Here is a 12,307-nt window from a genome sequence, read left to right as displayed (position 1 = left end):
CGCGGGCGATGGCCACGCGCTGCTGCTGGCCGCCCGACAGCTCGGCCGGGTAGTGGCGGGCCCGCGAGGCCAGGCCGACCCGCTCCAGCGAGTCGCGCACCCGCTTGGCCCGCTCGGCGCTGTTGAAACCCCGGTAGCGCAGCGGCACCTCGATGTTGTCGGCCACATTGAGGTCGCCGATCAGGTTGAAGGCCTGGAAGATGAAGCCGATCTTCTCGTTGCGCAGGCGTGAGCGCTGCGCGTCGCCGAGGCCGCTGACGTCGACGCCGTCGAGCTCGTAGCGGCCGCTGCTGTGCGCTTCCAGCAGGCCGGCAATGGTCAGGAAGGTGGTCTTGCCCGAGCCCGAGGGGCCGGTGACGGCGACGAACTCGCCCTCCCTGACGGTCAGATTGAAGTCGCGCAGCGCATAGGTCTCGACCATCTCGGTGCGGTAGACCTTGGCCAGGCCGGTCATCTTGAGCATTGCTTGTGTCCCTTCAGTTGGCAATCGTCACCCGGTCCGCGCCCTGAAAGGCGTCGGCACCGGCAATCACGACCCGGTCGCCTGCCTTCAGGCCGGCCAGGATCTCGATCTTGTCGAGGCTGCGCGCACCCAGGCGCACGGCCATCTTCTCCGCCACGCCCTCGCGCAGCACATAGGCATGGGTGCCGCCGGCCTCGTCGGCAAAGCTGCCGCGCGCCACGCTGAGCACCTGCTCGCGCTTGTCCAGCAGCACGCGCACCGACAGGCGCTGGTTCTGGCGCAGCTGCTCCGGCGCCTCGCCGTCAAAGCGCAGCCGCGCCGCGACCTCGCCGTTGACCACCTCGGGCGAGATGCTGCTGACCCGGCCGCGCCAGCTGCGACCATTGCCGCTGATATCGCCGGGCATGCCTATCGCCAGCTCGCGGGCAAAGCTCTCGCCCACCTGCATCTGCAGCTCCAGCGCCGAGAGGTCGACCACGGTCAGCAGCGGCGCGTCGCGCGCCACCTGGGCCCGCTGCGCCACCAGCAGCTGGCCCACCTGGCCGTCCACCGGCGAGCGCAGCTCCAGCTCGGCGAGCTGGCGCCGCAGGTCCTGCACCAACAGGTTCTGGCGCTCCAGCGCCTGGCGCTTGGCCTGGACATCGAACTTCAGGCTGGCCTCGCTCAGGCCGAGGCCGGACTCGGCCTGGGCCAGCGTGATGCGCGCCTTCTCCAGCGCGTCGCGCGCCTGCTCGACCTGCATGCCGGCGGTGGCGCCGGCCTCGAAGGCCTGGGTCTGGCGGGCCAGGTGGTTCTGCGCCGTCTGCCGGTCGATCTTGGCGTTTTCCCAGGCGCTTTGCAGCGCGGCACGCTGCTGGCGGGCCTGGACCTCGGCACGCAAGAGCTCGGTGCGCATCGCGTCGGCATTGCTCTGCTCCTGGGCCAGGCGGGCATTCAGCTCGGGGCTGGCGATGCGGCCGAGCAGCTGGCCGCGCTTGACGCCGTCGCCGGCGCGCACCTCCAGGCTCAGGCTGCCGGCCTGCGGGGCATAGAGGGTCGGGCTGTTGGCCGCGACGACCCGGCCCTCGCCGGCCACATCGCGCACCAGCGGCCCCAGGGCCACGGTGGCCACGGTCAGGCGCGACAGGCTGACCGAGGCCTGGCCGGCGGCCAGGCGCTGCACCGAAGGCCAGACGGCCACGGCCGTCGCCAGGGCGATCAAGGGCAGGGCCAGCATCAGCAGGCGGCGTCGGCCCGAGCGGCGGGGCAGGGGACGGTCTTGGGCAGAGGTGTCGCGGATCATGCCGCTCTTGATTGCAAAGCCCGTGCCTGCCCCCGGTGGACGGGAAAATTATTGAAAATCAATGACTTAATGCGCGGGGTGTTGGCCGCTTCGGTGTCCGCGGACAGCTGTCCGGACGGCCGGCGGACAGTCGGGCAGGGGATAATCGGTCGATGAACGCCCCCCAAAACGACAAGCTCTCTTTTGCCCAGCTGCCGCTGAGCCCCGCGATGCAGGCCAATCTGGCCCAGCTCGGCTACACCCAGATGACCCCGATTCAGGCCGCCAGCCTGCCGCTGGCCCTGGCTGGCCAGGACGTGATCGCCCAGGCCCAGACCGGCAGCGGCAAGACCGCCGCCTTCGCGCTGTCGCTGCTGCATCGGCTGGACGCGGCGGATCTGCGCGTGCAGACCCTGGTGCTGTGCCCGACCCGCGAGCTGGCCGATCAGGTGACCCAGGAGATCCGCCGGCTGGCGCGCGCGGCCGACAATATCAAGATCCTGACCCTGTGCGGCGGCTCGCCGATGAAGCCCCAGATGGACAGCCTGGGCTTCGGCTGCCATATCGCGGTGGGCACGCCGGGCCGGGTGATGGACCATCTGGAGCGCGGCAGCCTGAGCCTGGGCAAGCTGAACACCCTGGTGCTCGACGAGGCCGACCGCATGCTGGACATGGGCTTCATCGACGACATCAAGACCATCGCCAAGCAGGCGCCCAAGACCCGCCAGACCCTGCTGTTCTCGGCCACCTATCCGGAAGCCATCGTCGAGCTGAGCCGCCAGTTCATGCGCGAGCCCAAGGAAGTGAAGCTCGGGGCCAGCGATGTGACCCGGGCCCCGCCGCAGATCCGCCAGCTGGCCTACGAGGTGGCCGAGAGCGAGCGTCTGCATGCGGTGTCGCTGCTGCTGAACCATTTCCGCCCGGCCAGCACGATCGCCTTCTGCAATACCAAGGCGCAGTGCCGCGATCTGGTCGATGTGCTGCAAGGCCAGGGCTTTGTCGCGATGGCTCTGCACGGCGATCTGGAGCAGCGCGACCGGGACCAGGTGCTGATCCAGTTCGCCAACAAGAGCTGCTCGGTGCTGGTGGCCACCGATGTGGCGGCGCGTGGCCTGGACATTGCGCAGCTGGAATGCGTGATCAATGTCGACACCACGCCCGATGCCGAGGTCCATGTGCACCGCATCGGCCGCACCGGCCGCGCGGGTGCCGAGGGCCTGGCGCTGACCCTGGCCAGCCTGGACGAGATGGGCCGCATCGGCCGCATCGAGCAGATGCTGGGCAAGGAATCGAGCTGGCAGTCGCTGGACACCTTGACGCCCACGCCCGGCCCGGTGATGCAGCCGCCGATGGAGACCCTGCAGATCCTCGGCGGCCGCAAGGACAAGATCCGCCCCGGCGACATCGTCGGCGCGCTGACCGGCGAGGCCGGCTACGCCTTCGAGCAGATCGGCAAGATCAATGTGACCGAGTTTCACAGCTATGTGGCGGTCGAGCGCAGCATCGCCCGCGAGGCGGTCGTGCGCCTGTCCAACGGCAAGCTCAAGGGCCGCAAGGTCAAGGTGCGGCGCATGGCGGACCTGGCGGAGCTGTAAGCGGCGTGAATAGCTGGCGTTTCATCCCCCGATCGCAGGAGTCGGGGCGCTGAAACGAGACCTTTGCACGCGCAGTCCGCGTGGGGCCGCCTAGGCTTGATCCGTGCAATGCCTCAGGAGCCCATCATGGACAGCTCACGCAGCCCCTTCGAACTGCGTTTCCAGTCACTCTTCGACACCGGCAAGGCCCTGGCCTTTCCCTGCGACGAGCGCGGCAATGTGGCGCTGGACCAGCTGAGCCCGCGGGCGCTGACCAACTATCTGTTTGCCCGCACCGTGATCGGGCGGGAGTACGCGACTCCCGCCGTGCTTCTTACTTGCCCCAGCCGTCCCGCAGCCCGGTGACCTTGTTGAAGACCGGCTTGTCGGCTTGGTGGTCGACCGAGTCGGTGATGAAGTAGCCGTGGCGCTCGAACTGGAAGTGGGTGCCGGCCGGCACTGCGGCCAGTGAGGGCTCCAGATAGGCCTGGACGATCTTGCAGCTGTTCGGGTTGATCTCGGTGATGAAGTCGATATCGCCCGCGCCCGGTTGCGGCACGGTGAACAGGCGGTCGTACAGCCGCACCTCGGCCGCAACGGCCTCGTGGGCACCGACCCAGGTGATCACGCCCTTGACCTTGATCGCATCGGCGCCCGGCGTGCCGCTCTTGGTGTCGGGCACGATGCTGGCCAGCACGGCGGTGATATTGCCGTCCGCATCCTTCTCGCAGCCCGTGCACTCGACCACATAGCCGTACTTCAGCCGCGTCTTGTTGCCCGGGAACAGACGGTGGTAGCCCTTGCTGGGCACCTCCATGAAGTCCTCGCGCTCGACCCACAGCTCTGGGCCGAAGCTGAAGTCGCGCTGGCCCAGCTCGGGCAGATGCGGGTGGGCCGGGGCGTGGCAGGGCTCACGGTGTTCCAGCGAGCCGAAGATCTCGGCGAAGTTCGTCAGCTTCAGTTTCAGCGGCTCCAGCACCACGCTGGCGCGCGCCGCCTTGCCTTCCAGATCGGCGCGCAGATAGCCGTCCAGCACCGAGTAGTCCAGCCAACTATTGGTCTTGGTGGTGCCGGAGCCGTCCACCATCGCGCGGATGCTCTCGGGCGTGTAGCCGCGTCGGCGCATGCCCACCAGGGTCGGCATGCGCGGGTCATCCCAGCCGGTCACATGGCCTTCCTCGACCAGCTGGCGCAGCTTGCGCTTGCTGGTAACCACATAGCTGAGGTTCAGGCGGCCGAACTCGTACTGGCGGGGCAGGGGACGGGCCAGCAGGCCGCCATCGGCCAGGTGCTCCAGCAGCCAGTCGTAGAAGGGGCGCTGGTCCTCGAACTCCAGCGTGCAGATCGAGTGGGTGATGCGCTCCAGCGCGTCCTCGATCGGGTGGGCGTAGGTGTACATCGGGTAGATGCACCAGGTGTCGCCGGTGTTGTGGTGGGTGGCGCGGCGGATGCGGTACAGCGCCGGGTCGCGCAGATTGATATTGGGCGAGGCCATATCGATCTTGGCGCGCAGCACCATCGCGCCGTCGGGATGCTTGCCGTCGCGCATCTCGCGAAAACGCGCCAGGTTTTCTGCGGGCGAGCGGTCGCGGAAGGGGCTGTTGGTGCCGGGCGTGGTGAAGTCGCCGCGATTCGCACGCATCTGCTCCGGCGTCTGCTCGTCGACATAGGCGTCGCCGGCCGTGATCAGGTGCTCGGCCGCGCGGTACATGAAGTCAAAGTAATTGCTGGCGTAGAACAGGTGCGAGGTGGTCTTGCCCTCGGACTCGGCATCCCAGCTCCAGCCCAGCCAGGCCACCATCTCCTTGATCGCGTCGACGTATTCCTGCTCTTCCTTCTCCGGGTTGGTGTCGTCGAAGCGCAGATGGCAGATGCCGCCATAGTCGCGCGCCAGGCCGAAATTCAGGCAGATGGCCTTGGCGTGGCCGACGTGCAGATAGCCGTTGGGCTCGGGCGGGAAGCGGGTGCGGATCTTGGCCGGGTCCAGCGGGCCGGCGCCGTGGTGCTGCGCATCGCCCGGGCTGCCGGCAAAACGGCGCTCGCCCTGCATCTGGCCCTGGCCTTCGAGATCGCGCTCGATGATGGCGCGCAGGAAATTATGGGGTTTCAGAGCTTCGTCATTCGTCGGCTGGGACATCGGGGGGCAGCGCGCGGGCGCTGTCGGGGTTGGTGTTATTGGTTGGCGATTTTATCGGCAGGCTGGATCGCGATCTTGCGGCCCCGCAGCCTGATGGGCGCCTCGGCGCGGGCACGCAGCTGGCCACAGCCGCCGTCGACATCCTGGCCGGCCGAATCGCGCAATTTGGTCAGCACGCCGCGCTGATGCAGGCGCCGGGCGATGTCACGGGCCTTGTCCCAGCTGGGGCGGATGAAGGGCAGCTCGGGCACGCTGTTGTAGGGAATCATGTTCAGCAGGCCGAACTTGCCCTTCAGCAGCGCGACGATGCCGTCCAGCTCGTCCTCGCCGTCATTGATGCCGTCCAGCAGGGTCCACTGGTACTGGATCGGATAACCGCTGGCGCGGGCATAGGCCTCGCCGGCGTCGACCAACTGCTGCGGCGTCAGGCGCGGCGCGCGCGGCAGCAGCTGTTCACGCAAGGCCGGCTTGCTGGTGTGCAGGCTCAGCGCCAGCGCCGGCTTGACCGGGCCTTCCAGCAGGCGCTCGAAGACGCGCGGGTCGCCGACGGTCGAGAACACCAGGTTCTTGTGGCCGATATTGCCGGCCGTGCCCAGCAACTCGATCGCTTCGATGACGTTGTCGAGGTTGTGGGCCGGCTCACCCATGCCCATGAAGACCACCTTCTTGACCGGTCGCAGCGTGCGCGCCAGTGCCACCTGGGCGACGATCTCGCCGCTCGTGACCTGGCGGATCAGCCCGTCGCGCCCGGTCATGCAGAACTGGCAGCCGACCGCGCAGCCGACCTGGCTGGACACACACAGCCCGTCGCGCGGCAGCAGCACGCTCTCGACCATCTGCCCATCGACGAGATCGACCAGCAGCCGGGCCGAGCCGTCCTCGCCGGGGTGGCTGGAGCGCAGCCTGGCCAGGCCTTGCAACTCGGCATCCAGCGCGGGCAGGGCTGCGCGCACGCTCTGTGGCAGGAAATTCTCGGGGCGGCGCCGGCCCTGCTCGTGCGGGCGGGCCTGTATCCAGTCGCGCAGCAGACGCTGCTCATGCTGGGGATTGGCGCCCAGCGCGCGCAGGCGCTGGCGGATGGTGGAGATCTGCATCGGGCAAGCCGGCCACGGCAGGAGTAGGAAAATGCGGGGCGGGACCGGCCGCTCAGTGTAGTGCTGCGTCGTGCAAGGTGTGTCGGATCAGCGCCGGCAGCTCCTCCAGCGTGTTCTGCTTTTGCAGCACGGCACGCACGCCGACGCGCTGGGCACCGGCCAGCAGCTCCTCGCTGATATAGCCCGAGCTGACCAGCACAGGCAACTGCGGGCGCAGTCGGCCGACTCGCTCGGCCACCTCCAGGCCCGACATTTCGGGCATATTGAAATCGGTGATGAACAGGTCTGCCGGCACTGTCGGGTCGGCCAACGCGGCGAGGGCCACATCGGCCTGCTGGTAGCAGCTGACACGGTAACCGCAGCGCTTGAGCAGGCGCTCCACCATCAGCACCATCACCTCGTCGTCGTCGAGGTAGAACACATGCTCATGGCCCTTGGCCTCCAGCTCGGCCGGGCGGGACTCGGCGCCGACCTCCGCAGCGGGGGCCTCCGTCAACGGCAGGTAGAGATGAAAGCAGGTGCCCTGGCCGGGCTGGCTGTCCACGATGATGCCGCCATGATGGGCGCTGACGATGCCGTGCACGACCGCCAGCCCCAGGCCGGTGCCCTGGCCCACCGGCTTGGTGGTGAAGAAGGGTTCGAACACGCGCGCCAGCAGTTCCTCGGACATGCCGACGCCGGTGTCGCTGACCCAGAGATGGGCGTAGTCGCCACGCGGCAGCCGGGCCAGGCGTGGATCGGCCGCTTCGTCCAGGTGCTGGTGTTCCGTGCCCACGGTGAGCCGGCCCGTGCTGCCGCTCAGCGCATGCCAGCCGTTGGTGCACAGATTCATCAGCACCTGCTGCAACTGCGTGGCATCGGCCCGCACGCAAAGCTCTTCGTCACTGAGCCGCTGCTCCAGCGCGACCCGGGCCGGCAGGGTAGCGCGCAGCAGGCCTAGCGACTCCTCGACGATGGGCCGCAGCGGCTGGGCGTGCATCTGCTGGGTTTGGCGGCGGCTGAAGGTCAGGATCTGCTGCACCAGATGGCGGGCGCGCACGGCCGCCTTGTGAATCTCGTCGAGAAAGTTGCGCACCGTGTTCTGCTTGGGCAGGTCCTGGCGAGCCATGCCGACATTGCCGAGTATCGCGGCGAGGATGTTGTTGAAATCGTGGGCGATGCCGCCGGCCAGCGTGCCTATGGCTTCCATCTTCTGTGTCTCGCGCAGTTGCAACTCCAACTGGTGCAGGCGGCTTTCGGCCTCGCGTTGCGCGCTGATGTCCTGCGGCGAAAAAATCAGTATCCGGCCCTCGTCCGACTCGAATACCTGGGCCGAGATCAGGCAGCGCATCACCCGGCCCGTCTTGCTCACCAGGTCGACTTCGTAGCGGCTCAGGCTGCCGTCGGCGCGCAGACGCTCCAGATAGGGCTGACGCTGTGCATAGTCGGCCCACAGACCCAGGTCCCTGGGCGTTTTCCCGAGAAACTCGGCGGCCGTGTAGCCGAACAGTTCCAGAAGGCTTTTATTGGCTTCGAGCAGGCGGTCATCGGCCATGCGCAAGAGCGCCAGCGGCATCGGCGAGTGGTGGAAGATATTGGCGAACTTGGCCTCGCTGCGCTGCAGCAAAACGCGCGAGGCGCCCAGCCGGCGGATATGCCAGAGCAGAAAAAAGCTCAGCAGGCTGACAAAGCCCAGCATCGCTGCTGCGAACACCAGGCGGTCGCGGCTGCGGATGCGCCAGCCGGCCAGCACATCCTCGATCTCGCGGGCATAGAGCGCAGTGACCGGATAGCCGTCGACCCGCTTGTAGAAGTACAGGCGGCGCCGCTCGCCGTCGGCGTCGAGGAAGTTGCGGCCCTCGAAAAATCCCTCGCCGCTGCCGGCTTGCAGACGGGAAAAATTCGGCGACGCCGACAGTTCACGGCCTATGTGCTCGTCCTGAAGCGGCGCGCGTGCGATCAGCCGGCCGTCGCCCGACAGCAGGGCCACCTGGGCATTGCTCTCCTTGGCGATATGGACGTAGAAGCGCGAAAAATAGGACACGCTGATATCGGTGCTGAGCACGCCGTGGTACTGGCCGTCGCCGCTGCTGTAGTTGCGCGCCAAGGGCAGGATCAGCTCACGGTCATAAAAGCGTGCGAATGGTCGGCCCAGCACCGGCGCGGCCTGCTGCGGTTGCGTGAGCAGGCCGGCGATATAGCCGCGATCATCGGCATCGATCTGGTAGGCGGGATAGTCGATCGAGCTGACGGTGGCCACACCCGCCGTATTGACGAACTGAAAAGAGGTCAGGATGCGATTGAAGGGCTGGGCGCGGCCCAGCACCTCGCGGATCAGCGCGTCGCTGGCCGGCCGGTCGCGGCGCTCGTTCTCGATGGCACGCACCAGGATGTCGAGATTGCCCTCGGCGTCGCGCAGGATCTGCTGGGCATGCTCCTGCAGCAGGCGCACCGCCGTCAGGCCATGCTCGCGCTCGGCGGCCAGGGTCAGGGCCTTATCCTCGCGTATCGCCAAGGCGGTCTGGGCCACGATGGCCAGCAGGGTCAGCGCGACAAAGAGCAGCAGGGCCAGACTGGCGCCACGCGAGCTCTCGCCGAAGCTGCCCAGCCGGGTCAGGAGTTTGGGCATCGGTGCCACGGGCGTCACTCGTAGATGCCGGTCCCCAGGCACAGCTCGGGCTGCCCGGGCACACGCTCGACATAGCCTTGCTTGCGCTCCACGACCTTGGTCAGCGGATGAGGCCATTTGTAGCGCACCCAGCCGCGGCCCTCGGCTGTCGCAAAACAGACGCGCACCAACTCTTTGATCAGGTAAAAGCCGTCGGCGTCGCGCATTTCCATCATGATCTTGCCGCGAATATTGGGGTTCTTGCCGTGGATGCGCTGGAAACCGTTGGGCGCCACGCTATAGAGATAGAGGTCGCCGTGCGGATTGATCGAGCTTCGGCTGTTGAAGGGGCTGTCCAGCCGGTTGAATTCGGCCGCTGCCTTGTCCGGCCCATGGGTCTTCAGGAAGGCCTGGGCTTTTTGCATCAGCAGCAGCGCATCGGCCTCCGTGCTGCGGCCTTGGGCCTGGGCCGCCGCGACGGCGACCAGCGCCAGGGCCAGCGTGCCGAGCCTGAGTGAGCAAAGGATTGTGGTTGTCATGCGTGAGGCCGGGCGGGCGAGGTTGAGTGCGTGCCAAGCCAGCCTAAAGAGCTTGGCCTCAGGGCGCAAGAGGTGGCGGCCCGGTTCACCCCGGCGACCCCGGGCGATTCGTGGGCGCGAAACGGGTGCTAGCCCTTGGGTGTCGGCTAAGCTGCGTGCTCGCGTTCTCTCCCTCCGAGCTCATGACCCAATCCCGTGTTCTCAACACCGTTCTGCACGAACGCCTGATGTCGGCCGAGGCCGCCGCCGCGCTGATACCGGCCGGTGCCCATGTGGGCATGAGCGGCTTCACCGGTGCCGGCTACCCCAAGGCCGTGCCGCAGGCGCTGGCCGCGCGCATTGCCGCCGAGAACGCGGCCGGGCGGGAGTTCCGCATTGGCCTGTGGACCGGCGCTTCGACCGCGCCCGAGCTCGATGGCGCGCTGGCCAAGGTCAACGGCGTCGAGATGCGCCTGCCCTACCAGTCCGACCCGACCAGCCGCAAGCGCATCAATGCCGGCGAGATGGAGTACACCGACATCCATCTGAGTCATGTGGCCCAGTACGTCTGGTTCGGCTTCTTCGGCAAGCTGGACGTCGCGGTGATCGAGGTGGCCGGCATCCTGCCGGACGGCCGCTTGATCCCGTCCACCTCGGTGGGCAATAACAAGACCTGGCTGGACCAGGCCGACAAGATCATCCTCGAGGTCAACCACCGCCAGCCGGCCGCGCTGGAGGGCATGCACGACATCTATTACGGCACCGAGCGGCCGCCGCACCGGGTGCCGATCCCGCTGACCCAGGTCAGCGACCGCATCGGCGAGCCCTGGTTGCGCTGCGATCTGAGCAAGGTGGTGGCCGTGGTCGAGACCGGGCAGGGCGACCGCAACAGCGTCTTCGCCGAGCCCGATGCGGTCTCGCGCTCGATCGCCGGCCATCTGATCGAGTTCCTGCAGCAGGAGGTCCAGCGCGGGCGGCTGACGCCGGCCCTGCTGCCGCTGCAATCGGGCGTCGGCAATATCGCCAATGCGGTGCTGGACGGGCTCAACGCGGGGCCGTTCGAGGGACTGACGGCCTATACCGAGGTGCTGCAGGATGGCATGCTGGCGATGCTGCGCTCGGGCAAGCTGAGCTTTGCCTCGGCCACCGCGCTGTCGCTGAGCCCGGTCGCAGCGGCCGAGTTTGAAGCCCATATCGAGTTCTACCGTTCGCGCATCCTCCTGCGCCCGCAGGAGATCAGTAATCACCCCGAGCTGATACGGCGTCTGGGCCTGATCGCGATGAACGCGATGATAGAAGCCGACATCTACGGCAACGTCAACTCCACCCACATCATGGGCAGCAGCATCATGAACGGCATCGGCGGCTCGGGCGACTTTGCCCGCAACGCCTATCTGTCCATCTTCATGACGCCGTCCACCGCCAAGGACGGCGCGATCTCCTGCATCGTGCCCATGGTCTCGCATGTGGACCACACCGAGCACGATGTGCAGATCATCGTCACCGAGCAGGGCCTGGCCGATCTGCGCGGCCTGTCGCCCAAGGAGCGGGCGACCCTGGTGATCGAGCGCTGCGCCCATCCCGACTACCGCCCCGCGCTGCGCGACTATGTGGCGCGCGCCCGCGCCGGTGCTCCGGGCCTGCACACACCGCATCTGCTGGACGAGGCCTTTGCCTGGCACACGCGCTATCTGCGCCAGGGCACGATGCGCACCGACGCCCCATGATTGTTCGCGACCGCCCCTCGGGCCTGCGCCTGTTCTTCGTGCTGCGCGGCTCCATCCTGAAGCAGATCCGAGGCCCGCTGCTGGCCAATATCGCGCTGGCGGTGCTGGTGACGGTCACGCACGGCATCTTCTTCGAGCACAAGGTCATCGTCACGACGATCCCCTTCACCTTGATGGGCCTGCCGCTGGCGATCTTCCTGGGCTTTCGCAACAACGCCTGCTACGACCGCTACTGGGAGGCGCGCAAGCTCTGGGGCGACCTGCTGCTGCGCAGCCGCAACCTGGCCCGCCAGGCGCTCAGCCTGATCGATCTGCCGGGGCAGCCGACGCTGGGCCAGCTGGATGATGTGCGGACCCGCTTGATCCTGCGCGCCATCGCCTTTGCCCAGGCGCTGAAGCACCAGCTGCGCGGCACGCAGGACCACGCTGGCGAGGTGCAGGCCTGGCTGCGGCCGGTCGAATGGCAAGCCCTGACCCCGGCGGTCAACAAGTCGGCCGCGCTGATGCTTGCCATGGGGGCCGACCTGAAGCAGGCCTGCGAGCAGGGGCTGGTGGACAGCGTGCGGGCGGCCCAGCTCGATGCCACGCTGTCGGCGATCACGGCAGCCGGCGCGGCCTGCGAGCGCATCAAGAGCTCGCCGCTGCCTTTTTCCTACAGCCTGCTGCTGCACCGCACCGCCTACCTCTACTGTTTTCTGCTGCCCTTCGGCCTGGTCGACAGCATCGGCCCGATGACGCCCTTCGTCGTCGCCATCGTGGCCTACACCTTCTTCGGCCTGGATGCGCTGGGTGACGAGATCGAGGAACCGTTCGGCCTGCTGTCCAACGACCTGCCGCTGGACGCGATCTGCCGCAGCATCGAGATCGATATGCGCCAGGCCCTGGGCGATACCGCGCCGCCGCCGGCGCTGCAGCCGGTCGATTACTGCTTGATGTGAGCCCCCCG

Annotated in this window: 10 protein-coding genes; 4 read left to right on the top strand and 6 right to left on the bottom strand. The window is 67.6% G+C overall.

Going from position 1 to position 12,307, the window contains the following annotated elements; all coding sequences use genetic code 11:
* Window positions 1–463, bottom strand: a 463-nt coding sequence (locus PO768_RS17535; RefSeq protein ID WP_272647079.1) for an ABC transporter ATP-binding protein, incomplete at its 3' end; no start/stop codon positions are given.
* 13 nt (window positions 464–476) lie between these two features.
* On the bottom strand, window positions 477–1,745 hold the full coding sequence (locus PO768_RS17530) for an efflux RND transporter periplasmic adaptor subunit (protein WP_272647078.1): 1,269 nt from the start codon (window positions 1,743–1,745) through the stop codon (window positions 477–479).
* A 152-nt stretch (window positions 1,746–1,897) separates the two neighbouring features.
* Between PO768_RS17530 and dbpA the strand changes: the two genes are divergently transcribed.
* Window positions 1,898–3,319 (top strand): ATP-dependent RNA helicase DbpA, encoded by a 1,422-nt coding sequence (gene dbpA, locus PO768_RS17525; RefSeq protein WP_272647077.1) that lies wholly within the window; start codon window positions 1,898–1,900, stop codon window positions 3,317–3,319.
* A gap of 126 nt (window positions 3,320–3,445) precedes the next feature.
* Window positions 3,446–3,664 carry a hypothetical protein gene (locus PO768_RS17520; RefSeq protein ID WP_269840974.1) on the top strand — a complete coding sequence of 73 codons (219 nt, stop codon included), beginning with the start codon at window positions 3,446–3,448 and terminating at the stop codon, window positions 3,662–3,664.
* On the opposite strand, the gene PO768_RS17515 is transcribed toward PO768_RS17520, so the two are convergent.
* From PO768_RS17515 to PO768_RS17500, 4 genes are read right to left on the bottom strand one after another with little or no spacing between them, the layout of a single operon-like run.
* The gene (locus PO768_RS17515; RefSeq protein ID WP_272647076.1) at window positions 3,633–5,435 is read right to left on the bottom strand and encodes a glutamine--tRNA ligase/YqeY domain fusion protein; all 1,803 of its coding nucleotides are present in this window, start codon (window positions 5,433–5,435) and stop codon (window positions 3,633–3,635) included. The genes PO768_RS17520 and PO768_RS17515 overlap by 32 nt on opposite strands.
* A gap of 35 nt (window positions 5,436–5,470) precedes the next feature.
* A complete protein-coding gene (locus PO768_RS17510; protein ID WP_272647075.1) occupies window positions 5,471–6,529 on the bottom strand; it encodes an RNA methyltransferase in 1,059 nt (352 codons plus the stop codon).
* A gap of 52 nt (window positions 6,530–6,581) precedes the next feature.
* The gene (locus tag PO768_RS17505) at window positions 6,582–9,137 is read right to left on the bottom strand and encodes an ATP-binding protein (protein WP_272647074.1); all 2,556 of its coding nucleotides are present in this window, start codon (window positions 9,135–9,137) and stop codon (window positions 6,582–6,584) included.
* A gap of 14 nt (window positions 9,138–9,151) precedes the next feature.
* Window positions 9,152–9,655: a cache domain-containing protein gene (locus tag PO768_RS17500; RefSeq protein WP_272647073.1), complete on the bottom strand. Its 504-nt coding sequence runs from the start codon at window positions 9,653–9,655 to the stop codon at window positions 9,152–9,154.
* A 182-nt stretch (window positions 9,656–9,837) separates the two neighbouring features.
* On the opposite strand from PO768_RS17500, the gene PO768_RS17495 reads away from it, so the two are divergent.
* Together PO768_RS17495 and PO768_RS17490 are read left to right on the top strand one after the other, a co-directional pair.
* The gene (locus tag PO768_RS17495) at window positions 9,838–11,361 is read left to right on the top strand and encodes an acetyl-CoA hydrolase/transferase family protein (protein WP_272647072.1); all 1,524 of its coding nucleotides are present in this window, start codon (window positions 9,838–9,840) and stop codon (window positions 11,359–11,361) included.
* The gene (locus PO768_RS17490) at window positions 11,358–12,299 is read left to right on the top strand and encodes a bestrophin family protein (RefSeq protein WP_272647071.1); all 942 of its coding nucleotides are present in this window, start codon (window positions 11,358–11,360) and stop codon (window positions 12,297–12,299) included. Before PO768_RS17495 ends, PO768_RS17490 begins: the two co-directional genes overlap by 4 nt.
* Window positions 12,300–12,307: the final 8 nt, after the last annotated feature.

It is taken from the genome of Paucibacter sp. XJ19-41, from assembly GCF_028462495.1.
Taxonomy (GTDB): Bacteria; Pseudomonadota; Gammaproteobacteria; order Burkholderiales; family Burkholderiaceae_C; genus Roseateles_E.
Note: the sequence above shows the minus strand (reverse complement) of the source record. Positions and strands in the feature narration are given on the sequence as shown.